The sequence below is a fragment of the Silvibacterium sp. genome (assembly GCF_047605705.1).
Lineage (GTDB): Bacteria > Acidobacteriota > Terriglobia > Terriglobales > Acidobacteriaceae > Silvibacterium.
Genome location: NZ_JASGFD010000011.1, coordinates 1 through 24,510, shown reverse-complemented (window position 1 = coordinate 24,510; position 24,510 = coordinate 1). Strand labels below are relative to the sequence as shown.

Annotated in this window: 18 protein-coding genes and 1 pseudogene; 4 read left to right on the top strand and 15 right to left on the bottom strand. The window is 60.6% G+C overall.

Annotation, left to right across the window (positions count from 1 at the left end; genetic code table 11):
• Positions 1–54 precede the first annotated feature (54 nt).
• Positions 55–1,383 carry a sugar porter family MFS transporter gene (locus QM649_RS05830; RefSeq protein WP_415198080.1) on the top strand — a complete coding sequence of 443 codons (1,329 nt, stop codon included), beginning with the start codon at positions 55–57 and terminating at the stop codon, positions 1,381–1,383.
• 39 nt (positions 1,384–1,422) lie between these two features.
• Here the strand turns inward: QM649_RS05830 and QM649_RS05825 are convergent, their stop codons facing one another.
• From QM649_RS05825 to QM649_RS05775, 11 genes are all read right to left on the bottom strand, one after another.
• Positions 1,423–5,061, bottom strand: a complete 3,639-nt coding sequence (locus tag QM649_RS05825; RefSeq protein ID WP_415198079.1) for an alpha-amylase — start codon at positions 5,059–5,061, stop codon at positions 1,423–1,425.
• A gap of 258 nt (positions 5,062–5,319) precedes the next feature.
• Complete coding sequence (locus QM649_RS05820; RefSeq protein ID WP_415198078.1) at positions 5,320–6,846, bottom strand: amino acid permease; 1,527 nt, start codon at positions 6,844–6,846, stop codon at positions 5,320–5,322.
• A gap of 27 nt (positions 6,847–6,873) precedes the next feature.
• Positions 6,874–8,439, bottom strand: coding sequence for an APC family permease (locus QM649_RS05815; protein WP_415198077.1), 1,566 nt, complete (start codon positions 8,437–8,439; stop codon positions 6,874–6,876).
• A 124-nt stretch (positions 8,440–8,563) separates the two neighbouring features.
• Positions 8,564–9,229, bottom strand: coding sequence for a thiamine phosphate synthase (gene thiE / locus QM649_RS05810; RefSeq protein ID WP_415198076.1), 666 nt, complete (start codon positions 9,227–9,229; stop codon positions 8,564–8,566).
• Positions 9,230–9,253: 24 nt separating this feature from the next.
• Positions 9,254–10,399, bottom strand: a complete 1,146-nt coding sequence (locus QM649_RS05805; protein ID WP_415198075.1) for a glycoside hydrolase family 172 protein — start codon at positions 10,397–10,399, stop codon at positions 9,254–9,256.
• A 143-nt stretch (positions 10,400–10,542) separates the two neighbouring features.
• Entirely contained in the window at positions 10,543–11,907 is a 1,365-nt protein-coding gene (accC, locus tag QM649_RS05800; RefSeq protein ID WP_415198074.1) for an acetyl-CoA carboxylase biotin carboxylase subunit, read from the bottom strand.
• 28 nt (positions 11,908–11,935) lie between these two features.
• Positions 11,936–12,460, bottom strand: coding sequence for an acetyl-CoA carboxylase biotin carboxyl carrier protein (gene accB, locus QM649_RS05795; RefSeq protein ID WP_415198073.1), 525 nt, complete (start codon positions 12,458–12,460; stop codon positions 11,936–11,938).
• Positions 12,461–12,509: 49 nt separating this feature from the next.
• A complete protein-coding gene (locus QM649_RS05790; protein WP_415198072.1) occupies positions 12,510–13,595 on the bottom strand; it encodes a M24 family metallopeptidase in 1,086 nt (361 codons plus the stop codon).
• 34 nt (positions 13,596–13,629) lie between these two features.
• Positions 13,630–14,247, bottom strand: coding sequence for a putative colanic acid biosynthesis acetyltransferase (locus tag QM649_RS05785; RefSeq protein WP_415198071.1), 618 nt, complete (start codon positions 14,245–14,247; stop codon positions 13,630–13,632).
• Positions 14,248–14,312: 65 nt separating this feature from the next.
• The gene (locus tag QM649_RS05780; protein WP_415198070.1) at positions 14,313–14,627 is read right to left on the bottom strand and encodes a helix-turn-helix domain-containing protein; all 315 of its coding nucleotides are present in this window, start codon (positions 14,625–14,627) and stop codon (positions 14,313–14,315) included.
• Positions 14,628–14,881: 254 nt separating this feature from the next.
• Complete coding sequence (locus QM649_RS05775; protein WP_415198069.1) at positions 14,882–15,916, bottom strand: 6-phosphofructokinase; 1,035 nt, start codon at positions 15,914–15,916, stop codon at positions 14,882–14,884.
• Between the two features lie 184 nt (positions 15,917–16,100).
• On the opposite strand from QM649_RS05775, the gene QM649_RS05770 reads away from it, so the two are divergent.
• The 3 genes and pseudogenes from QM649_RS05770 (at position 16,101) to QM649_RS05760 (ending at position 19,539) form a co-directional block, all read left to right on the top strand.
• Positions 16,101–17,690, top strand: coding sequence for an aldehyde dehydrogenase (NADP(+)) (locus QM649_RS05770; RefSeq protein ID WP_415198068.1), 1,590 nt, complete (start codon positions 16,101–16,103; stop codon positions 17,688–17,690).
• A 24-nt stretch (positions 17,691–17,714) separates the two neighbouring features.
• Positions 17,715–18,170, top strand: a pseudogene (locus QM649_RS05765) (DUF885 family protein); the annotation flags it as partial.
• Between the two features lie 40 nt (positions 18,171–18,210).
• A complete protein-coding gene (locus QM649_RS05760; protein ID WP_415198067.1) occupies positions 18,211–19,539 on the top strand; it encodes a DUF885 domain-containing protein in 1,329 nt (442 codons plus the stop codon).
• Positions 19,540–19,591: 52 nt separating this feature from the next.
• Here QM649_RS05760 and QM649_RS05755 read toward each other — a convergent pair whose 3' ends face one another.
• From QM649_RS05755 to QM649_RS05740, 4 genes are all read right to left on the bottom strand, one after another.
• Positions 19,592–21,916, bottom strand: a complete 2,325-nt coding sequence (locus tag QM649_RS05755; protein ID WP_415198066.1) for a DPP IV N-terminal domain-containing protein — start codon at positions 21,914–21,916, stop codon at positions 19,592–19,594.
• A gap of 93 nt (positions 21,917–22,009) precedes the next feature.
• Entirely contained in the window at positions 22,010–22,759 is a 750-nt protein-coding gene (locus tag QM649_RS05750) for a copper homeostasis protein CutC (protein ID WP_415198065.1), read from the bottom strand.
• A gap of 381 nt (positions 22,760–23,140) precedes the next feature.
• Positions 23,141–23,728, bottom strand: a complete 588-nt coding sequence (locus QM649_RS05745) for an outer membrane beta-barrel protein (protein ID WP_415198064.1) — start codon at positions 23,726–23,728, stop codon at positions 23,141–23,143.
• A gap of 23 nt (positions 23,729–23,751) precedes the next feature.
• Positions 23,752–24,510 (bottom strand): Ig-like domain-containing protein (locus tag QM649_RS05740; protein WP_415198063.1); only part of this gene is annotated, 759 nt, incomplete at its 5' end.

Sequence of the window (24,510 nt, the reverse complement as noted above, 5' to 3'; positions counted from 1 at the left end):
TCAGTGGAGCCAGGTTCTGCAAGCGCTCTCCTAAAGAAGGAACGCCCCATCACGATGCGGATCAACTACTACCTCGCAAAAGGCACACTCGTCGGAGCACTCGGCGGCCTGCTCTTCGGCTTTGACACCGCCGTCATCTCCGGCACCACACAGCAGCTCACGGATGTCTTCCACCTCTCCGCATTCAAGCTGGGCCTGACGGTCTCCATCGCCCTCTTCGGCACCGTCATCGGCGCGATGACGTCCGGAGAGCTCGGCCAGAAAATCGGCGGACGTGAAGCGCTGCGCATCATGGCCTTTCTCTACGTCATCTCCGCCGTCGGCTGCGCCTTCGCCTGGAACTGGCCGGTCCTCATCGCCTTCCGCTTTATTGGCGGCCTTGGCATCGGCGGTTCTTCCGTACTCGGCCCTGTCTACATTGCCGAACTCGCTCCAGCGCAGTGGCGTGGACGCCTGGTCGGACTCTTCCAGATCAACATCGTCATCGGCATCCTGCTTGCCTACGCCTCGAACTTTGCCATCGCAGCCATGAACCTCGGCGCCATGGAATGGCGCTGGCAGCTGGGCATCGCCGGACTGCCCGCATTGCTGTTTCTCGTTCTGCTCTTCGGCATCCCGCGCAGCTCGCGCTGGCTCGTCACGCAGAGCCGCATCGATGAGGCTCGCGAAGTTCTTCGCTTGATGGGCTCGGTGAACACCGAAGGCGAGCTGAAAGAGATCGTCGACTCGATTCATCTCGAGCGTGCCTCACGCAACGAGCCGCTGTTCCGCAAGAAGTACTGGCTGCCCATCTTCCTGGCTGCGAGCATCGGTTGTTTCAACCAGCTTTCGGGCATCAACGCGATCCTGTACTACCTGCCCTCGATCTTTAATTCCGCGGGCTTCAGCAAGCTCTCCGGCGATAAGCAGTCCGTGCTCGTCGGCCTGATGAACCTTATCGCCACGCTGCTGGCCATGAGCGTCATCGATAAGCTTGGCCGCAAGACGCTCATGCTCATCGGCTCGGTCGGCACCACCATCGCGCTCGCCGGCGTCGCTTACATCTTCCACACGCATCAGCATCAGAACACGCTGCTGTGGTTCATCGTCGGCTTCATCTTCTTCTTCGCGATCTCCCAGGGCTCCGTCATCTGGGTTTATATCAGCGAAGTCTTCCCTACCCGCGTGCGCGCCAAGGGCCAGAGCCTCGGCAGCTCATCGCACTGGATCATGAACGCGATCATCTCCTTCGCCTTCCCGCCGGTAGCGAAGCACTCGGCGGGCGCGCCCTTCGTCTTCTTCGCCGCCATGATGGCCCTGCAGTTCTTCGTCGTGCTGTTCGTCTATCCGGAGACCAAGGGCATCTCGCTCGAGCAGATGCAGAAAAAGCTGGGCATCGAATAGACGCCCAGCTTTTTCCTTTTCCAGCTCTTCCCTTTTAGTTCAGGCTCTTTGCGGGTGGCTTCGTTTCGAGGTCTTCTCCCCGGATTCGGCGTCTTCCTTAGCGTCCTCTTCCGGTTCGACAGCAGGTTTCGCCGTCACCGGATAGAGGAAGGCCTCAAGCTGGAAGCCAGCTTTATTCGCCTGCTTCATGACTTCTTCGAACTCGTCCGCCTGCTCGCCTGCCAAGAGCTCAGGCAGACGGGTCCACCAGAACATCTCCTCGAGACATTCCTTGTTGAAGTACGCCACGCCCTCCGACTCGTTGACGGAGAGGAGCCAGCGAACCTCCGGACTATCCCAGAAGGCTGACGGCTCCAGCGCGGACGGCAGCCTCTTCGGGTCCGCCGCAGGAACCTCCTGAAACTCCTCAGCAAGCAGGATACGCACTCGGGCCACGGCCCGCCACGCATCCTCACCTTCGAGCCCCAAACGCCAGAAGACCTCAGCCAACGCCTCGCGCAGCCGCAACCGGTCGAGAAGCTCCACACGTTCACCCGCTCGCTTCGCAAGAGGCTTTAGGAGCTGCCATGCGAGGATCGGTGCCCACAGCGAACTCGCCCGCTTCGGGCTCTGTGCCATCGGCAGGATGCGTCGCGCACCTTCCGCAGCCTCCCCTTTCAGCTCGCTCAGCTTGGCCGGAAGAGTCTGGAGCGCCGCCAGCTTTTCCTGGAGTGTAGCCGCGTGCAAAGGAGCATCGGCGAACGCTTCTACACGCCGATAGAAATCCGCCGTCCGTCCAGTCAGGGCAAGCACCGCGCCCGAAACGGCTTCGGATTTCGCATCCGGTTCGCCTTTGACTTCCACCGCGGGCTTCGCTTCCTCGATCGACGCAATGAACGATTCGACCATGACCGGGCTCAGCATTTCGAGAACAGCATCGTGCACCGGCCGCAGGCGCAGGCGCACCAGCGCCTCGTCCAGATCCCGGACACCTTCGCCTCCGAGCGCCTCGCAGAGCTGATCCCACGGATACTTCTCCGTTGGCACCATCACCCGCCATCCCTGCAGAACCGCGTACTGGTATGCACGCAGCGCGATGCGGAAGCCCTGATGCTCGATATCCCCGGCGCGGAAGAGATACTTCAGGCCTCTGGCCGTATCCTCGCAAGCCAGAATCGTGCCTCCATCGGGCAGCGCCAGCGCTTCATGCAGACGCCGCTGCACCAGCCCGCCGACTCCCTTGTCCATCATCGGCGTGGAGCTGTGGACGGTGCCGCGCGTCTCGCCGTAGCGGTTATGGAAGAGCACCAGGGCACGCTGTTCGCCAAGCCGATTCGAGTACGCGAAGACGTTCTCGTCGATTGTGCCGCTCTCGGTCCAGAAGTCGTAAAACGCGAAATTATGGCTCTCCGCGAAAAGCGCCCGATTCTTGAGCAGCGGCGCGATCTCCCGCATGTGCCGCGCGACTAGGTCTTCGTTCGGCCACTCCTCGTACTTGGCCTTCTTGAACTCCATGCCGTACTTCTCGGTAAAAGCCTCGATCTGCCCATGGCCGAACATCGGCAAGCCTGGCAGCGTCGCCATCATGGTACAAACGCCGAAGTATTTATCCCCAGTTCCGAACTGGTCAATTGCCGTTCTTTCATCGGGATTGCTCATAAAGTTCACGTAGCGCTTGAGAATATCTGCATCAAATTCAATCGTTTTCTGCAGATATGAGCGATACTTCGCGTTCTCTTCATCCCGCAGCATATTCATGAACGCGCTGTTATAGACACGGTGCATGCCCAGCGTGCGGACGAAGTAGCCCTCCAGCAGCCAGAATGCCTCGGCGAGAAGCAGGGTGCCCGGCACCTCTTCGGCGACGCGATCCACCACTTCTCGCCAGAACTCGTTCGGCATCAATGAGTCGAAATGCTCCTGCGTCATCGCGAATTCGGATCGGGAAGGAATGGCGCCGCCGGTCCCAGGCAACGGGAACCACAGCCGCTGCACGTGCTTCTTCGCCAGCGTCATCGCCGCGTCGAACCGGATAATGGGAAACTGCCGCGCCACATGCAGGATGGTCTGGATCACCTGCTCGCGGACAAACGCCTTCGAGTAGTCGAGCTGAGCGGTATCGTTCCAGGCAAACTGCGTGCCGTCGTTGCCGTGGTAGATGTACTCGGTATGCCCAGTCCAGCGATCACGGCGCCGAAAGACGACGGCCGCGTCCGTCTGGTCGTAGTAATGGTCTTCGATCTTGATCTCGACGCGGGGATCATCCGAGAGGTCCGGTCCCTCGAACGAGTACGCCGGATAGGGCGCGTCCGGACGCGAGAGGAACCAGTCCGGATGCTCGATGACCCAGTGCGAATCGATGCCCATGTGGTTCGGCACCATGTCGCTGGCGAGGCGAATGCCGTAGCGCGCAGCGCGGTCCCGCAGGTTGGTATAGGAGAGATAGCCGCCGATGTCTTCGGCTATCGCGTAGTCCTTCAGCGAGTAGGCCGAGGCCACCGCGTCTACCTGCCCGCGCATGCGCTTGATCTTCTGCGAAGCATCGCTGCGCTCCCAAAGGCCGATCAGCCAAAGCCCGTTGAGGCCGCGATCGGCCAAAATCTTGAGCTCCTCATCCGGAATCTGGTCCAGCCGCGCAATATGCCGCTGATATTTCTTCGAGAGCTGCTCGAGCCACACGTAGGTGCTCTTGGCAATAAGCACCACGTTCGGCATCCAGTCGGTATCCGGGCTAAAGGCCTCGTACTCGTGCATGCCGGAGCCGGACATCAACCCGTGCGCAACATAGTTGAAACCCTGAAACTCGTTGCCTTCGAAGCCTTCCGCACCCCATCCCTGATTGTCGCGATGCTCGTGCCACTTCGAGAGGTGCGGCGGATGGAACTGCAGCCAGATCGCAACCTCTTCTTCCTTCAGAACATCGACAGCGAGCAGGATCTCGCGCAGAGTTTTGTCCAACTCCGGCCCCAGGTGCTCGCCCCAATGCTCGCCGATGTAGCTGAGCTGTCCGCTCAATGAATCAGGCGACGCAAGCATCGGCGCTTTCAGCGATTCGAGCAGCGTGCCGCCATCGTCGGTCATCCGCGGGCGCGTAGCAAAGTACGCGTCGAACTGCGGCGTGACCTGGTTGTAGACCGTCTGTTCCCGGAGCTTCTGGTCGTCGAAGAACTCGCGGAATGGCTTGAACGCGGGATTGATATTCGAAAGCCACAGAAGCACCAGCTCCTCAAACGCAGCCTCGCGATTCGACAGGTCTCCTGTCACGCCCGCCAGCCATTTCTCTACCGTGATCTCGCCTCGAAAGATCGGCGTATTTGGAAACTGGTCGGTGAAGTTGCGCAGCAGCTTCTCCACTTCCGGCTGGTTCTCACGCTCGCTGAACCAGCGGATCGCCTCGGCCAGCACACCGGGATCGCGCGTGGTGCGGAAGCGGGCGATCATCGCGTGGCTGAGTTCGTCGATCAGGCCCATGGCGAAGAGTGCGGCCGCATGCATCGCGCGCTCCGGCGCAAGGTCCGCGCCGCGCACCTTGTTTACCCTGGCAGCAAGCTCACGGCTGGCCGCGACATTCGCAAAGACCACGTTGCCCGTATAGCCGAACAGCGTCTCCCTGACGTCGTACTTCCGCCGCGCCTCCCGCGAGATATGGAACTCCATCTGAAGCTTTCCCTGGTGCTCCACGAACAGCCGTCCTTTCACCCTGACACGTCCTCTCATCGCAACCGGCGCCTCTGCCGGATAGCTTGCCATCACTGCACGCCGATGGCTGGAACAAACTCTAACCGCAAGCTGCTGCCCGGGCAAATCCCGGCGACTGCAACTCACATCCGAAGACCCTTCACCGTATATAGATGCGTGCTGAACCTCGATATCGATCCGCAGGAACACCCGAAAATAGAAAAGCCGCAACCGGATTCGCGCTCCCGTTGCGGCTTTGGCTTGAAATGGTGCAGCGGCTTACTTCACGCTGGCCTGCACCCGGCTATGCTTCGTGGAATAGGTGAAGTAGATGACGAGTCCGATGATCAGCCATGCGCCGACGACAATCCACGTCAGCAGCGGCAGGTTGAGCATCAGGTAGCCCGCACTCAGCACGCCGAGAATCGGCACCGCCGGCACCAGCGGCGTTTTGAAGGGGCGCTCGAGATCGGGATGCCGACGACGCAGGATCCAGACACCCGCCGAGACGATGGCAAAGGCCAGCAGCGTGCCCATATTCACCATCTCCGAGAGCTTGTCGATCGGCAGCAGGGCCGGAAGGAAGGCAACGATGGTGCCCACAACAATGTTGGAGATCCACGGCGTACGGAACTTCGGGTGGATCGAGCTGGCCCACTTCGGAAGCAGACCGTCACGCGACATCGAGAAGAAGACGCGCGACTGTCCGAGCAGCATCACCAGCATGACAGTGCCCAGGCCGAAGACCGCGCCGATCTTCACCAGCAGGCTTCCCCAGGTCACTCCTGTAACGTCAATACCCAGCGCGACCGGCTCCGCCACATCGAGCGAGTGGTAGTTCACCAGACCGGTCAGCGTGAGCGACACCAGAATGTAGAGGATGGTGCAGACCACCAGCGAGCCGAGGATGCCGATCGGCATATCCCGCTGCGGATTCTTTGCTTCCTGAGCCGCGGTCGAAACGGCGTCGAAGCCGATATAGGCGAAGAACACCGAGGATGCACCTGCGACGATACCCTGGAAGCCGAAGGCTCCCGTGCCCTGGTGCGGCGGAATGAATGGATGCCAGTTCGCCTGCAGCAGCTCGTGATGATGCATCAGGAACGTAACGCCGAGGAAGAGGAAGATCGCGACCACACCCAGCTTCACAATCACGATCGCCGAGTTGAGGTTTGCCGATTCCTTGATGCCGATCACGAGGATGGTCGTAATGACGAGGATCGCGAAGAAGGCGATGACGTTGAAGACGCCTGTTACATGCGGCAGACCGGCCGTCGTTACTCCCATGGGCAACGCTGCCGCCGATACCCACTTCCCGTGGAAGAAGTAGAGCGGATTCCCATAGGTTGTCGTAAAGCGCGCCAGCGAGGGCGACAACGTCAGACCCAATTGCTCGAGGAGACTCAGCAGGTAGCCTGACCATCCTGAAGCGACCGTTGCCGCGCCGAAGGCGTACTCCAGCACCAGGTCCCAGCCGATGACCCAGGCCACAAACTCGCCGAGCGTGGCATAGCCGTAGGTATACGCAGAACCGGCGATCGGAATGATCGAGGCGAACTCCGCATAGCAGAGGCCTGCAAAAGCGCAGGTAATGCCCGCTACGATGAAGCTCAGCGCAACAGCCGGTCCGGCGTGGAGCGCCGCAGCCTGGCCGGTCAACACGAAGATGCCTGCGCCGATGATCGCGCCGATACCCAGCGTAATCAGGTTCACAGGACCCAGCGAGCGCTTCAGCGTGTGCTCGCCCTCTTCGGCCGCCTCCTGCTTCAGTAATGAGAGCGGCTTAACCGCAAAAAGTTTGGCCATGAACGAGGCACTTCCTCCCAGCAAATATCAGTGCGCCGGCTCCGCGGCTTTCCGCCGCGACCAGAACAGAAACACAGGTACTCCCAACAGGACCAGGATCAATCCCGGCCAAGTGTATTGGGGTTTGTATCGCAATAGTACGATACAGATCCAGGCCGCCATCGCGATATAGATAGCCGGCAGAATCGGATAGCCGATTGCCTTGTACGGACGCTCCGCATCCGGCCGCTTGCGCCGCAGCACAAACAGGCTCCCGATAGTCAGAATATAGAAGAGCAGCTGCGCAAACATCGTGTAGTCCAGCAATTGCCCATAGGAGCCTGACAGGCACAGCACACAGGTCCAGATCGCCTGCACGATCAGGCCGGCCGCCGGCGTCTTGTACTTCGGGTGCAGCTTGCCCACCGACTGAAAGAAAAGCCCGTCCTGGCTCATCGCGTAGTAGACGCGCGCCCCAGCGAGTGCCAGTCCGTTGATGCAGCCGAAGGTCGAGACCAGGATTGCCGCCGCCATCAGCTGCGCGCCGCGCGAAGAGAAAATCTGCTGCAGAACCGCTGTCGCCACGCGGTCTTCGGACGCGTATTGAATGCCGCGCGAGAAGACGGTCGCACCGTGCGGATCGCCATGCAGTGGCAGCGCCATCATGTAGGCAAAGTTCGCAGCGATGTAGAGCAGCAGAACGATACCCGTCCCCAGAGCCAGCGAAAGCGGAAGATTGCGCTTCGGATTCTTGATCTCGCCACCGGCGAAGGTGACGTTGTTCCACGAGTCCGCCGAGAAGAGCGAACCGGTCTGCACCACGGCCAGAATGGCGAGGATGCTCACCATCGCAATCGGCCCACCCACCCCGATCTGCAGCGGATGCAGCGCATGGAGCGAAGCGCCCTGCCAGAAGTTCGCGCCGAAGTTCGCGTAGATGGCGGCGGGATTGCGTCCCAGCCAGAAGCCGAAAAGCACCAGGCCGAGCAATGCAGCGGTCTTTGCCGTAGTGAAGACGTTCTGGACGAGCGCCCCCAGCTTGACGCCGAAGATATTCACGATGGAGAGCAGCACCACGACAACGATGCCTGCGAGGTTTGCCGTGTTGAGGCCAATTTCCATGTTGCCCAGCACCATCGACCCGATACGGATCGACGGTACATGACCGATGTGCCAAAGCCAGTGTGAAGCGGAGACGCTTGGGAAGAAGACGCCGAGAAACTTACCGAAGGCCACGCCCACCGCGGCGAGCGTGCCGCACTGGATGACAGCGAAGAGCGTCCATCCGTAGAGAAAGCCCCACATCGGCCCGAGGGCTTCACGCAGGAAGACATACTGGCCGCCGGCCTTGGGCATCATCGCGGCCATCTCGCCGTAGCTCAACGCGCCGATCAGCGTCATGACGGCCGTGATCAGCCAGGCAGCAATGAGCAACGCCGGGGAGCCTACCCCGCGGCTGATATCGGCTGGGACAATGAAGATCCCTGAGCCGATCATCGTGCCCATAACGATTGCTGTCGCGCTGAATAAACCTAAACCCTGCACCAGGCGCGGCTGGGAAGCGGCTGGGGAGGAAACTGAAGTGTTTGAAGAGGACTCGGTACGGATGGCCACGTTTTTGTCTGTTCTATCGGAAATTCGGGTTCTACGCTATAACTTTCTCACGCATAAGGACTTCGCCCCGACTCCTATAGAAATCTTTTCTAGCGCGTATACAAAATTGTGTGCAACCGCTATTTCAGATCGACGCAAGAAGAGCCTGGGCTGCGTGCACGGCAGATTCTACCCGTTCCTTCACACTTCCGGCTTTCTGAGAAAAAACCGCTGAAATGACGGCAATGGAATCGGCACCGGCCGCGAGGACCTCCGCCGCCTGCTCCTGACCAATCCCCCCGATGGCCACGATCGGCTTTTCCGTGAGCCTTCGTGCGAGACGCACACCTTCGAGCCCCACCACCGGGTCGGGGTTCTCCTTTGAGGATGTTGCGTAAACCGGGCCAATGGCCACGTAGTCGACCGGCTGTACGTTGGCGACTCGCAGCTGCGCTTCGTTGTGGGTAGAAACGCCGAGGATTTTTCCCGGTCCGAGCAGCTCCCGCGCCGTGGCGGGCGACATGTCCGTCTGCCCCACATGCACGCCGTCGAAGCCGAGCTCGTCCACCAGGGCCGGGTGATCGTTGAGGATCAACTTGAGCGAGCCGCGCTCCACGGACTGCAAGTGTTTGGCGTCCTCCGCAATCTCCGCGATCACCGCCGTCTTGTTCCGGTATTGCAAGATGCCGACACCGGCCTCAGACAGACCAGTCACAAGGGCAGCGAGCATCTCACGGCGAGCATCGAGCTCGGTGGGAAGAAAGGACGCATCGAGAATCGGATAAAGCCGGGGAAACTTCGAATCGGGCACAACGTCAGTCTACCGGGAGCAAGCCTACTTCGGGCTCAGGCTCGCCGGATGCTCCGTCATACCCGTGTTGCCGGGTCCACCGACCACCTGCAAAGTGGGAATCCGATCATCCATTGAGGGCAGCGGCGGAAACGGCTCATGCGGCTCGGCCTGATACCAGTAAGCCACCGAGTAGAAATTGTCCGAGCGATGATTGGCGTGCCCATGCTCCATAGTCGCCTTCATCGATTTCGTGAATGGGATGGGCGAGTCGAGGTGGAAGCGATAGACGCTCTGACGCTCCCCAGCCAGCTCCTTGTTCACCACCGGCGCTCCGTAAAGCGGATAGGAAAAGGAAGACCCGAAGGCCCAGGCGCCGAGAAAGTAGTCTTCGCCTCCGGTCCCGACGATAGACGGTGTTTTGTCGTCATCGATAAAGAACATGTCATCCCCCTCTCCCCACCAGCCGTCCTGGTTCTGGAGAATGGACATGGTTACGCCCACGTATTGCCCGTGCCCCTTTGCCTCGAACCAGACGTAGTTGTCCTTGCCATCGAGGTTGCGGCGATAGTTCACATTCGGATCGCCGTTCTCGTACCACTGGTTCGTCCATCCGTGGTTGGGCTGTGCCTGCCGATACTCGGCATGGAAGTAGAGCGTGTCCGCGGGCAACGGATGCGCATAGCTGCGGTAATCGATGTTGTAGTACAGACTCTGGATCGACTGCTTGCCTTCGTTCGTCACGGTGATCCGCGCATGCTTCCGATACGGCATGGGGAAAAAACTGTTCAGCGCCTTCGAGCTGCCTACCGAGAGCATCTCCGACTGCCAGTTGAAGTACTCGCCAAAACCCAGACCGAAGAAGTCACCGATCGGCGTCTCCACGCTTGGGCTCGTCTCGCCGTCCCAGTACATGCGTAGAACGATGCGCTTCAGGTGATACGGTTCGGGATCGCTGATCGTGAACCAGAGGTGCGAGATCATCCCCGGACCGTCCGTGTCGAGAACGGTCAGTGTTTCGCCGGGTGTCACCGCGCGGGAATCGACATTCGCACCCATCGCTTCCGCGCTGGACGAGCGATGCAGGGTATAGGTCTGCTGCTGGGTCAGGTCAGGAAAGGCCGTCTGCCCGAGACCCGGCAGAACAAAGGCTATCGTTACAAGCAGAAATACCGGCAGGAACCGCTTCATCCGCATCCCTCGTCGCAGTGCGCTCGAGATGCCGCACAACGCGCCGACCATTATGCAACTGCGACAGCGTGGATGGCTTCAGACGGCTTGAGTCTAAAAAGAAAAGGCCCGCACGCGGCGGACCTTCATCCTTTACTTCAAGTTTACTTTTCCTTCTGCTCTTTCTGCCGCTCGAAGAAGCGCTCCATGAACTTCGTATCGAAGTCACCGGCGCGGAACTCTTCGTCCCGGAAGATCTTTTCGTGCAGAGGAATCGTGGTGTGGATGCCCTGCACCACGAACATGCCGAGGGCCCGCTGCATGCGCTGCATGGCCTCTTCGCGATCCTTGCCATGCACAATGAGCTTGGCGATCAGCGAGTCGTAGTAAGGCGGAACCATGCCCTCCCCGTACTGCGCCGTATCCACACGCACGCCGTTGCCGCCGGGCACGTTGAAGGCCGTGATCTTGCCTGCCGACGGGGTGAACTTCTCCGGGTGCTCGGCATTGATACGGCACTCGATCGAATGCCCCTTGATCGGGATCTCCTTCGGCAGGATGTCCGAAAGTTTCTCGCCTGCCGCAATGCGGATCTGCGCCTTCACCAGGTCGATGCCGGTCACCATCTCCGTCACCGGATGCTCCACCTGGATACGGGTGTTCATCTCGATGAAGTAGAGCTTGCCGTCCTCGTCCATCAGGAACTCGATGGTGCCTGCGTTCTGGTAGCCGACCGCCTCGAGCGAGCGCTTGATCGTCTTGCCGATTTCCTCGCGCATCTTCGGCGTCACCTGCAGCGAGGGCGCCTCTTCGATGAGCTTCTGATGGCGGCGCTGGATCGAGCATTCGCGCTCACCGAGCGAGATCACGTTGCCGTGCTGATCCGCCAGCACCTGGAACTCGATGTGACGCGGGCGTTCGATGAACTTCTCCATGTAAAGGTCGCCGTTGCCGAAGGCATTGGCTGCCTCGGTCGACGCCGCGTGAAAAAGTCCCGGCAGTTCTTCCGGAGTACGGCAAACACGCATACCGCGGCCGCCGCCGCCGGCCGTAGCCTTCAGAATCACCGGAAAGCCGACCTGCTGCGCCCATTCGAGCGCTTCTTCCGCCGAAGCGATCACGCCGTCCGAACCCGGAAGGATCGGCACCTTGGCACGCTTCATCGCCTGGCGGGCCTTTTCCTTCTCGCCCATCAGGCGCGTCACCTCGGGCGGGGGCCCGATGAACTTGATGTTCGACGCGCGGCAGACTTCCGCGAAGTTGGCGTTTTCGCTCAGCAGTCCATAGCCCGGATGGATCGCATCGACGTCGGCGATCTCGGCCGCGCTGATGACCGCCGGCACATTCAGATAGCTCTCCGCCGAGCGCGGAGGGCCGATGCAGATGGCCTCATCCGCAAAACGGACGTGGAGCGAGTGACGATCCGCTTCGCTGTAGACGGCCACCGTGCGGATTCCCAGTTCCTTGCATGCGCAGATCACGCGCAGCGCAATCTCGCCGCGATTGGCGACTAATACTTTTCGAAACATATCTTCCGATCAATAAACGCCGCCGCGCTTAACGCGCGCGCACGGCGTACAGCGCCTGTCCGTATTCCACCGGCTGGCCGTTATCGACAAAGCGCTTGACGATCTCGCCAGCAGCATCCGACTCGATCTCGTTCATCAGCTTCATCGCTTCGATGATGCAGAGGGTCTGCCCGTTCGCAACCGTGTCGCCCACCTTGACGAAGGCCGCCGAACCCGGCGAAGGCGATTCGTAGAAGGTGCCGACGATCGGCGACTTCACGATGTGCAGCGAAGCGTCTTCCGCTGGCTCAGCAGCAGCCGGAGGCGCCGCCACGGGTGCCGGGGCCACAGCCGTAGCCGCATGCACCTGCGGAATCACGACCGGAGCCGGAGCCGCAGTTCCCTGCGCCGCAAACAGGCGCGCGAGAGTCGCCAGGTCCGGGCTCACTCCGCCCTCCTGCTGAAACTTCAGGCGAACCTTGAGCTCACCGCGCTCCAGGTCAAACTCCGCGATCTTGTTTTCCTTCAGGAACGCGATCAGTTCCTGTAACTCTTTCATCTCTTCCGGATTCATCCCTATATCTGCCTGTCGAATTCCTGCCGCGCCTTGATTCCGGCGCTGGTCACAGTTCTATCAGTTTCTTGTCCACCGGCGTCAGCACCTTATGGCCGCGGCTGGTGACCGCCACCATATCTTCGATGCGGATGCCAAACTTCCCTGGCATATAGACGCCAGGTTCCACCGTTATGACCATACCCGGTTCGAGCACTTGTGGCTGGCCCGCGGCTACCCGCGGATTCTCATGAATCTCCAGCCCGACTCCGTGCCCGGTCGAGTGTGTAAAAAACTTCGCCAACCCTGCCTTGCGCAAAATCGACCGCGCTGCCTCGTCGACTTCCCCGCAGGTTACACCCGGCCTGACGGCCGCAACCGCTGCTTCCTGCGCAGCAAGTACAGACTCGTATGCGTGCCGCTCTTCCGCAGTTGCCTTGCCCAGATGAACAGTCCGCGTCATATCTGAGCAATAACCCCTGAGAATAACACCGAAGTCTAACGTGATAAAGCCCTTGCGGGGCAGCTTCTGGCTGCTCGCGCGGCCATGCGGCAATGCCGAGCGCGTACCCGAAGCCACAATCGTCTCGAAGGACATCGCTTCCGCGCCCATGCTACGAGCGAAGAACTCGAGCCCTGCGGCAATCTCTGTCTCCGGCACTCCCGGCTTCAGATGCGCCAGCACCGCTTCAAAGACTCGGTTCCCGAGCTTCGCTGCCGCGGTCATCGCGCGCAACTCATCGTCGTCCTTCACCATGCGCAGATCGGCGGCGAGCGGCTGTGTCAGAGGCTGGAAGAACTTTCGCCGCGCTTTGCCGCTGATCGCGGCGCGCATCATTTCGAGCTGGGACACGGAGGTGTTTGCCGGATCAAATCCAGCTGCCGCGGCAGATGACTCGAGCCACGCACAGGCTTCCTTCAGCGCCGAGCCCTTGGCGATCACGACCTTCGCGCCCTTGACCTCAGCTTTTGCCTGCGTCGTGTAGCGGCCATCCGTAAAGAGCACCGCCTTCGATGCCGTAACCGCGAGCGCCGCGTTCGATCCTGTGAAGCCGCACAGGTAGCGAACGTCAGGCAGATGCGTGACCAGCAGCGCTTCAATTTCATGAGAGGCTGCGCTCTTTCGCAGAGCGCGCAGACGCTCGACTTCTTTCATGCCGATATCAGTGGCTCCCACCGGTGTGACCGGTCTATGAATTTCGATTGTAAGGTGCAGGCACCGCGTCGCGCGAACGCTCCTTTACCTTCTTCGCTGGAACACCTGCGTAGATACCAAATGGTTCGAGATCCTTCGTTGCAATCGAACCCAGTGCAAGAATCGCACCGTCGCCGACATTCACACCCGGATTCACCGCCGCCCGCGCGCAGATCCAGCTGTAAGCACCAAGCCGCATCGGGAAAGATACCAATGGAAATGCCAGCTCATCATAACGATGCGTTGCACCGCAGACATAGGCCCCCTGCGAGACGATGGCGTGCGAAGCGAGATACATCGAGGACGGATTGTAAAGCTCCGCATCATCGGCCACCGTCACACGATCCTCGCAGGTAAGATTCCAGGGCGCCCACACCTTCGACCTCGGATAGAAGTGGCAGGTTGTGCCCATCTTCGCTCCGAAGGATTTCAGCAAGAACGAACGCCAGCCGTGCAGCGGACGCGGCGAAGTCCGGTAGAAGAGCGCATAACAGAGATTCCAGGTAAGCCTCCGCAACCGGTCACGCAAGGGAAAGGCCGCTACCAGTGTCGGGTCTATGCCTGAACTGTCGATTTCAGAATGCGGGATGGCGCTCGCCTCGCTCTCGCTCATGCTCTTTCCTAGCCTACCTGCCGGGACAGAGAAAATCATCCGCAGCTCAGGCCAGGACGCGGAGTTCAGGAGACTTTCAGCACCGAGCCCTTGCCACGCGTGGCTACGCGCGTACCGCGAACCGGCTTTTTCTGCCGCGCGCGCGCAGTCTTTGCCTCGGGCTCCGGCTCAGGAACAGAAGAGATGCCTGATTGCTGATCCATCCATTCATCGAGCCGTGACTTTTTGAAGCGCCACCGGTTCCCCAGCTTGAAGGCAGGAATGAACGACTCCGATGCGTACTTGTACAGCGTATCCGGGCTGATGCCGAGGTAATCCGACGCCTGCCGGATATCCATCACTTCGCGCGTCTCACTCGTGCGCATCGTCGACGATTTCATGTAGGCTCCTGACGTGCTCCGTACTGCGGTTCGGCCAGGGTAAGGTCGCTCTCACATATCGATTGGGAACTGGGGACGCGGTTCCCAAACTTGGCCAACCGACCTGCTTATACCCTGTTTTCACCGCCTCTTTCAAGGAATTTCGGCCTTATTTCGTATCCTTTCCGGTTCTTTTTCATACAAAAAGGACGGCCGGTAACCACCGGCCGCCTCTTCTTGATCTGCATCACTTCGTTCCGCGATATCGGAAAGCCTTACACCTTTGGTTCAAGCCCGGTCAGTATCTCGAGGAAATGGTCGTCCACCGTCCGGTTCTTCGAAATGGCTTCAGCCAGCGGGATGCTCTTGATCTCGGTACCGCGCAGCACCACCAACCGACCGAATTCTCCTTTGTGAACCATGTCGATCGCCGCCAGGCCATACCGCGTCGCCAGCATGCGGTCATAGGCTGAAGGCGTACCGCCACGCTGCGTGTGTCCGAGATTGACCGACCGCGTCTCGTAGCCGGTCTTCTCTTCGATAGCCTCGGCCAGCGCCTGCGCGATACCGCTCAGCCGCGCGTGTCCGAAGGAGTCCACCTTCGTGCCTACAGTCGTTTGCGCACCGCTTGGCAGCTTCGCACCTTCCGCCACGACGACAATGCCGTACTTCTTGCCATGGTCGTGGTTGTATTTGAGAAGATTGCAGACGTGGTCGAGGTCGATCGGCTTCTCCGGCACCAGCACCACGTGCGCGTTGCCGGCCACACCCGCCGTCAGCGCAATCCAGCCGGCATCGCGGCCCATCACTTCGCAGACGATGACGCGATTGTGTGCTTCAGCCGTTGTGTGCAGCCGGTCGATCGCTTCGGTCGCGATGCTTACCGCGGTATCGAAACCGAAGCAGACATCCGTGCCGTTCAGGTCGTTGTCGATGGTCTTCGGCACGCCGACGCCCGGCACGCCTGCCTCGATCAGGGCGTTCGTCACCGACTGCGTATCGTCACCGCCGATAGCGATCAGCGCATCCAGCTTGTTCGCCTTCAGCACTTCCACGCACTTCTGGATGCCGCCCTCGATCTTGCGCACATTGGTGCGCGAGGTGCGCAGGATCGTACCCCCCTTGATCAGAATGCCGTCGACCGTCTCCAGTGTGAGAGGAATGCTGTTGTTATCGAGAACCCCACGCCAGCCCTCGAGGAAGCCGATGAACTCGTCCCCATGATGAATGATGCCCTTTTTGACTACCGCATGAATCACAGCATTCAGCCCAGGGCAGTCGCCGCCGCCCGTCAACAGACCCACTCGCATCGCAACGCACTCCTCTCGAAATCTGCAACGCTGGCATCATACCGGCGACCGCGCAGGCTGCCAAATATGATGGAGCTTCCTCATCCACTCACCGTGTAGCTGTAGCAGAATAGAGGAGAAGATTTCGGATTCAATTCCGCATACAATCGCAACAAGCTCACGAACCAGCAGCAACGGAGGCCTCTTGGCTTTACTCGGTGTATCGTTCCTCGGCGCAGATCGCGCTGCCGCCTCGTCGGCGCCCTTTCATGGCATCAATCCCGCCACCGGCGAGACACTGCCCGGCGATTTTTATCCCGCATCGGCAGCCGATCTCAATCGCGCGGTAACGCTCGCGCACGAGGCTGCAATCAGCTATCGCAGACTCTCCGGCAAGGATCGCGCCGCCTTCCTGCGCGCCATCGCTGACCGCATCCAGGCCATCGCCGAGCAGCTGGTCGAGCGCGCGAACCTCGAGACCGCGCTGCCGCTGCCCCGCCTGCAGGGTGAGGTGGGACGCACCACGGGCCAGCTTCGTCTCTTCGCGGATGTGGTCGAGGAAGGCTCGTGGACCAGCCCGCGCATCGACACCGCGCTGCCCGACCGCAAGCCGCTGCCCCGCCCCGATCTCCGCACCGTGCTCGTGCCGATCGGACCGGTCGCTGTCTTCGGCGCCAGCAACTTCCCTCTCGCCTTCTCGGTCGCCGGTGGTGACACCGCCTCGGCCCTCGCTGCAGGCAATCCCGTAGTCGTAAAGGCACACCCCGCGCACCCCGGCACCAGCGAGCTCGTGGCCACGGCCATCCAGCAGGCGGTGAAGGACTGCGGTCTGCATCCGGGTGTCTTCTCGATGGTCTTCGACGCGGGCATCGAGATTGGCGTGGAGCTTGTGCAGCATCCTTTCATCAAGGCCGTCGGCTTCACCGGCTCGCTCGCAGCGGGCAAGGCGCTTGTTGACCTCTGTAACGCGCGCCCCGAGCCGATTCCCTGCTACGCCGAGATGAGCAGCACGAACCCTGTCTTCATCCTGCCCGGCGCACTCAAACAGCATGAGAAGATCGCCGGCGACCTCACCGCTTCCTACACGCTTGGAGCCGGACAGTTCTGCACCAAGCCGGGTCTGGTCTTCCTCGATCGATCAGCCGATGCAGCAAGCCTCGTCGAAGGGCTGAAGACCAAGGCTGCCGGCGTCGCTCCGTTCTCGATGCTCACTCCCGGCATTGCGAAGCACTATCGCAGCGGCCTCGAGAATCGCGCAGCCGATGCGGCCGTCACTACTCTCTATCGCTCCGAAACCGAAAGCACCGGCGCGGCTTCCACCGCAGCGCTTCTGGAGACGACCGCCGCCGAACTGCTGAGCAAGCCCGAACTCGCCGACGAGATCTTCGGCCCCAGCACGCTGCTCATCCACTACGACCAGCGCGAACAGATGCTCGCTGCGGCGCGCGGCCTGCGCGGCCATCTCACCGCGACTATCCTCGGCACGGAAGAAGATCTCACCGCGAATGCCGACCTCATCGCGATCCTCGAGCAGAAGGTCGGACGTCTGATCTTCAACGCCTATCCTACCGGCGTCGAGGTAAGCCACGCGATGGTTCACGGCGGCCCGTATCCGGCGACCTCGGACAGCCGCACCACGTCGGTCGGCAGCATGGCGATCTTCCGCTTCGCGCGGCCGGTCTGCTTCCAGGGATATCCGCAGAGCCTGTTGCCTGCGGAGCTGCAGGATGCCAATCCGCTCGGCGTTCAGCGGCTGGTAAACGGCGTCTTCACGCGGGACGCGATCCAGGCGTAAGCTCACCTCCAGCCCGTCGCGAATTTGCTATCGCGACGGGCACATATTCTCCGGTCCCTTTCTCTTACTCCTCTGCTTGTTAAGGAGCTGCCCTTGCGCACCGCCTCGCTCTCTCTCCTGCTTGTTCTCGCTGCTCCCGCCTTTGGCCAGATTGCCACGCCTGCCGGGGATGCCCGCTTTACAGCCGCACTCGATGCCGAATGGCAGTACGAGCTCCGCACCAACCCGGAGACAGCCACGTATATCGGGGACACCCGCTACAACGACCGCCTTACCGATTACTCGCCGGAGGCCTTTGCTCGCGATGTGGAACATGCGAAGCAATCGCTGAAGGCGTTCGAGGCGATCGATCCGAAGACTCTCAGCAACGAGGCGCAACTCAACCGCACGCTCATCCTGCGCAGCCTTCAGCGCAGGATCGACGACGCCCCTTTCCGCAAGTGGGAGATGCCTGTCGACCAGATGAACGGTCCGCATCTCGACTACGCCGCGCTGGCCTCGCAGATGCCCTTACCAGACCGTGAAGGATTACGAGAACTACATCGCACGCCTGCATGCGCTGCCCACGGCCTTTGCACAGATCACCGGGGACATGCGCCTCGGCCTGCGCGACCATCTCATGCCGCCCCGTTATCTGCTCGCCATTGCGGTGACCGAGATCCACGATATCGCCGACAAGAGCCCGGAAGAGAGCCCCTTCGCAGCACCGTTGAAGAACTTCCCCGCAGGCATCGCAGAGGCAGATCGGGTCCGCCTGCGTAAAGGCGTTCTCGATGCCATCGCGCAGGACGTAACCCCGGCCTACGCAAAGTTCGAAGCCTTTGTGAAGAACGACTATGCCCCGCATGGCCGCACCGAAGACGGCATCTGGTCTCTGCCGGATGGGGCGGCACGCTATCGCCAGGCCATCCGGGACAACACCACCACCGATCTCACTCCGGACGAGATTCACCGCATGGGTCTCAAGCAGGTCACGGAAGTCGACGCGCAGATGCTCGAGCTTGCGAAGTCGCAGGGCTATTCCGATCTTAAGAGCTTCAACGAGCACATCCGCAACGACCGCGATCTCTACGGCAAGTCCGGCGAGCAGGTTCTCGGCCTCTATCAGCATTACGAAGACCAGATGGCGGCGAAGCTGCCGCAGCTCTTCAACCATCTGCCCAAGAACAAGCTTGAAGTCGTTCCGATGGACGCCTTTCGCGCTCCGGATGCAGTGCCCGCAGATTACTCCCCAGGCGCATCGAACCGCCCTGGCCGCGTCAATGTGAACGAGTACGACCCGACGCATCGCCTGCTGCTCAATGTCGAGGCCATCGCGTATCACGAAGGCCTTCCCGGCCATCACATGCAGTTTTCCATCGCGCAGGAGCGGAAGGATCTTCCTCTCTTCCGTCAATTCGCCGATTACAACGCGTATTCGGAAGGCTGGGCGCTTTATGCCGAACGCCTCGGCAAGGAAGTCGGCTTCTACCAGGATCCTTACAGCGAATATGGCCGCCTCGAAAACGAGATGTGGCGCTCGATTCGCCTGGTCGTCGACACCGGCGTGCACCAGGACCATTGGACCCGCGAGCAGATGATCCAGTTCTTCCGCGATCACACAGCCATGGACGAGAAGAATATCGAGAGCGAGGTCGATCGCTACATCGCGTGGCCCGGACAGGCGCTCGCCTACAAGCTCGGGCAGATGAAGATTCTCGAACTGCGCGAGTATGCGAAGCAGCAGCTCGGAACAAAGTTCGACATCCGCGCCTTTCACGATGCCATCCTCGCCGAAGGGCCGCTGCCGCTCGACATCCTCGATGCGCGCATCCGCGCCTGGGTAGACGCACAGAAGCAGGCGCAATAATCCTGCCCATCACAAACAAAGAGGCCGGCTATCGCAGCCGGCCTCTTTCGTTCTACTTTGCCTGTTTCGGTGTGTCGGGCTTGTCTTCGACCGGGGCATTCCAGTCAGGCGTCTCCTGCCCCAGAAGGTTATGGACGAAGAAGTCTTCGAGAGCACGCTGCCCATAGGCCCCGCCAGCTCCGTGACCGCCGCCTGGCACTGCAAGCAGCGAGAAGGTCTTGTTCGCCTTGATGAGCGCGTTCACCACCTGATAGGTGCTCGAGGGATCGACGTTCTTGTCCATCTCTCCCACCACCAGCATCAGCTTGCCCTCGAGCAAATGCGCGTTATCCACATCCGAGGAAGCCGCGTACTGCGGACCGACCGGCCAGCCCATCCACTGCTCATTCCACCAGATTTTGTCCATCCGGTTGTCATAGCACCCGCTGTTGGCCACGGCTACCTTATAGAACTCCGGATGAAACAGCAGCGCACCCATCGCACTCTGTCCGCCCGAAGATGTCCCGAAGATGCCCACATGCGAGATGTCGTACCAGGGAAACTGCTTCGCCGCGGCCTGATGCCAGAGGATGCGATCCGGAAAGCCTGCATCCTTGATGTTCTGCCACGTCACATCATGGAAGGCACGTGAGCGGTTGTTCGTGCCCATGCCATCGATCTGCACGACTACGAAGCCCAGCTCCGTCAGCGGCTGCGTATAGATACCGAAGTCTTTCGGCACAAACGAGCCCTGCGGTCCGGCGTAGATGTCTTCGATCACCGGATATTTCTTATGCGGATCGAAGTTCACCGGTTTATAGATCACGCCCCAGATATCCGTCTTGCCGTCACGCCCCTTCGCCGTGAACACATCCGGCGGACGCCAGCCTGATTCGAGCAGATGTCGCACATCGGCCTGCTCGATCGTCGCAACCGGCTTGTCCCCTGCGGTACTGTGCAGCTCCAGCATTGGCGGCACTTCCAGCGTGGAATAGAGATCGACGTAGTACTTGCCATCCGGCGAGAAACTCAGCCTGTGGTCCGCCTCCTGCGTCGAGAGAGGCGTAAGGCCTGTGCCATCGAAATTAATCCGGTATGGATGCATGTAGTACGGATCCTTGCCCGCCTCCGTGCCACTGGCCTCGAAATAGATCTGCCGCTTCGCATCGTCCACGTAGTCGACGGAGCGCACGACCCAATCGCCTTTGGTGATGAGGTTCTTCACCTTGCCCGCAGCGCCGTCATACAGATAAAGATGCTCCCATCCATCGCGCTCCGAGGCCCAGAGAATCTCCTTGCCGTCATTCAGGTCGTGGCGATAGATCTTGCCCGTATCGAACTGGTCTGCAGTCAGCGGCTCGTAGTTGATGAATGTTCCGGATTGCTCATCGATTAGCGTGCGCGCGATCCCAGTCTCTGCCGAGACCTCGATCACGCGATAAATCTGGTGCCCACGCTGGTTGTATTCGAAGGTGAAGCCACGGCTGTCCTTCCACCACACCGGCGCGCTGATGCTGTATGGGTTGTGGAAGAGATCGTTGGCAATGGGCTGCTCTTTGTTCGGAGAGAGCTCGAAGAGCACCGGCTGCTCAAGCGTGAGCACATCCCCGGCCTTCGGATAGACCATCGCGAAATACTTTGGCTGCAGCTGGTCCGCTGGTGAGGATTCAACATAGTGCACCAGCCGCTTGTAGCCGGGCCGCACACGATACGCGACCAGGTGCTTCGAATCGGGAGCCCAGCTGATCGTATCGAAAGCATAGTAGTTGCCTTCCGATCCGTCCTCGCTCAGAACGACCTTCTCGGTCTCACCCTTGGCGCGAACGCAGATGTTGTAGTTTTCGACGAAAGCTTCCCACTTTCCGTCCGGCGACCACTTCGTCTGCTTGTCTCCATTCATCGCCTTGGGAGTATCGTCATACCCCTCGTCTTCGGGATCTCTTGGAGCTTCATTCGGATCCAGCTCGCGGCTGCATACGTAACTGTCGAGCGTACATTTCCAGCGCGCGTCGTCGAGTTCGAAGCGCACGGCATCCAGCTTGTCAGTGAGTTCAATCTCCCGGAACGGGAGTTCGCGCGGATTGTAGGTCTTGCCGGTTGCGGTCGAAAGCGCGGCTGCCAGCTTCGTATGGTCGAAAGCGGCCTTCTTCTCCTGCGTCGCGGCATTCACGAGCACAAAATCGTGCCCGCCCTCCACGCTGCGCCGATACCAGAATTCGTCAGTCTGGGCGATCCACGTCGGCAGGCTCGCCACATTCAGAGCCAACCCTTTGTATTTGTCCTGAAGCTGGGCCGCACGCTCATAGTCGGCGCGCGTAATCGGGTCTGCGGGAACAGCGCGATCGGCAGCAAACGCTCCGGTCGCAGCCAGAAGAAAAATCAAAGGCAGCCTGCGCATCCATCCTCCACGAGGGAGCCTCCCGCTGAAGGCCCCACGCGATTCGTCAGATTTTCACCGCGAGAAAAATCGCCGCGGTGAAATCTTAGAGTCTCAGGAGTTGTGCAATTTGGCCACCATGGTGCGTACATCGTGGGGATCCACGACGCTGCGGCCGCGCCCTGATGAGGCCACTTCCGCATTCTCGCCGCCGCCGGCAAGCACCGCAGCCGGTTCCGCCTGCCGCAAAGAACCGTGGTAGTGCGGGGCCTTGGTCACCTTTGCCAGCCACTCCGCATCATCGATGCGCAAACCGCCGCCCAGTGCGATTGCCGTGCGTCCTGCGGCCTGCTCCACCAGCTTTGCCAGCATCGGAGCACCTGTCACCACGTCCGGCGCGCCACCCGAAGTCAGTACACGCCTACACCCCACGGCGATGACATCTTCCAGGGCCTGCTCCAGCGAAGGCGTCGCATCGAAAGCGCGATGAAAGGTCACTTCCAGCGGAGCGGCCAGCTCGACCAGCTCGCGCGTGCGTTCCTTGTCCACGGTGCCGTCGGCGTGCAGCACGCCGATCACAAATCCAGCCGCTCCCATCGCCTTCAGATGCGCGATGTCTTCCTTCATCGTGACGAACTCGGCCTCGGAATAGACAAAATCGCCGGCACGGGGACGAACCAGAACGTAGATCGGAAGGCTGCAGCTATCCAAGGCCACCCGCGTCAATCCGTGACTCGGTGTCAGGCCATCCACCGCCAGTGCCGTACACAGCTCAATCCGGTGCGCGCCGCCCTGTTCCGCTGCAACACATGCCTCCACGCTCTCGGCGCAGAGCTCAAACACTATCTCCTGCTTAACTGTCACACTACCTCGTGGGTTTACTGATTTCTACGGGCGAAATCGCCTGGACAGGCTTTGTAGCAGAGCAGGTGCGCGGTTGCACGCCATGGAGTGACCAGCGCTTCCACCTACCACGCACTTACTGCTGAAGCCGCACCGCCTATCTAACCTATCAGGAAGGAAGTGTTTTCCTGACTCCCTGTTCCGGGCGGAAGGAAGATGCCAGTGCAGCTGAGGCTGCTAAGACTCGACCCGCCACTTTCTCTTGGAGAATATTGGGCCGGGGAGGTCATGTCAATCAGACCTGCGCACATATCTGATCAATATTGACGCAAAATCCATTCTGGGAAAGCGCTTGGCGCGGAACGATCCGCGCCATCGCCTCTCTTGGTTCCTGCCCGCAAGCTACCGCCCCAATCCTCTTGGCTCGCAGCGGCTGCATCCGAAGAGTTGAAACTCGAGCCCGGCACTCACGCCGTAGGGATGGATCGCACCAAAGGTGAACTGAGGCCAGTACTGGTATTCAAAGTCTGCCACGCGGACACGCCAGCGCGGAGCGATGTGATAGTCCAGTCCTCCGCCGCCAGCAACGACGAAGTAGCTGCCCGTGGCGTAGTTGTAGGGGAAGTTAAACAGGCCTCCACCCGCCACAACCTTCAGGTAGGGGCGCCAGTTGCCGCGGGTGTTGAAGTTCAACCGGGGCCCGCCCATATAGGTGGAAAAGTGTGTGTCCGCGAACTGGTGCAGCCGCATCCAGTTCGCCTCGCCCGTCAATCCGATGCGGTTATTCAGGTCGGCATCCGCGAAGATGCCGATGCCTCCCAGATCGCGCTTTCCGTAATCCAGCCGAAACCCCGAGATCTCGCCGCCGACGGCTATGGTCTGATTGCCACCATAGCTGCTGGGAGCGACCTGGGCACAAGCCCATTGCGCCCAGGCGAGAGCCAGTGCGGCGAGCAGGCAGCCGCGTACCAGTAGAGAGCAGATCTTCACTCCTCGTCTCTTCATCTCTGCCCCTACTGGTTCACCGTCAGATTGATGGTCACGGCGTGGTCCATTCCTGTCTTCTGACCGGTTGCCGTGATTTCAAAGCTGTACGTGCCCGGTGTCGCGCCGTTCTCGGAAAGGCCGCCACAACCGGTCAGGCCAAAGACTGTGCCACCGAGCAGGACCAGGGCGGCGAACATGTACATCAGCCCGTGCTTTCTGCGGAAGCGCCAGCAGATTAGGCCCAGTGCGAGGCTGCCCGGGAAGGTCCAGGCCAGCGCAGTCCTTGAGCCATCGCGACCTGGCTGATCGTTCTTCGCCGAGCCTCCCGCCGTCAGCGGGGAAGACGTATCGACCGTCACCTGCACCGAGGCGGTGCCGTTTGCGGCAAGGGCCACCGAGCTATTCGAGAACGAGCATGTCACCGAAGCCGGCAGCGAGGCGCAACCGAGGCCAAGCGTGTCCGCGAATCCCGAGGTCGAGCTCAGCGTCAGCGTGACTGTCTGGTACTGCTTGGTCGCCATCGTGATCGAGGTAGGATTCACGTTCATGCTGAAGTCGTCCGCGGCGGTCACGGTCACGGTCACGGCGCTCGAAGTGGAAGCGGCGTTGTTCGCGTCCCCGCTGTATACCGCGACGATGCTGTAGGTGCCCACGGCAAGCGTCGGTGTGAGCGTAGCCGTGCCCGCAGAAGTGAGACTGGCCGTACCGATGACCGTCGAGCCGCTCTCGAAGGTCACCGTGCCTGTAATCGGCACCGTTCCCGATGAGAAGACAGAGGCAACCAG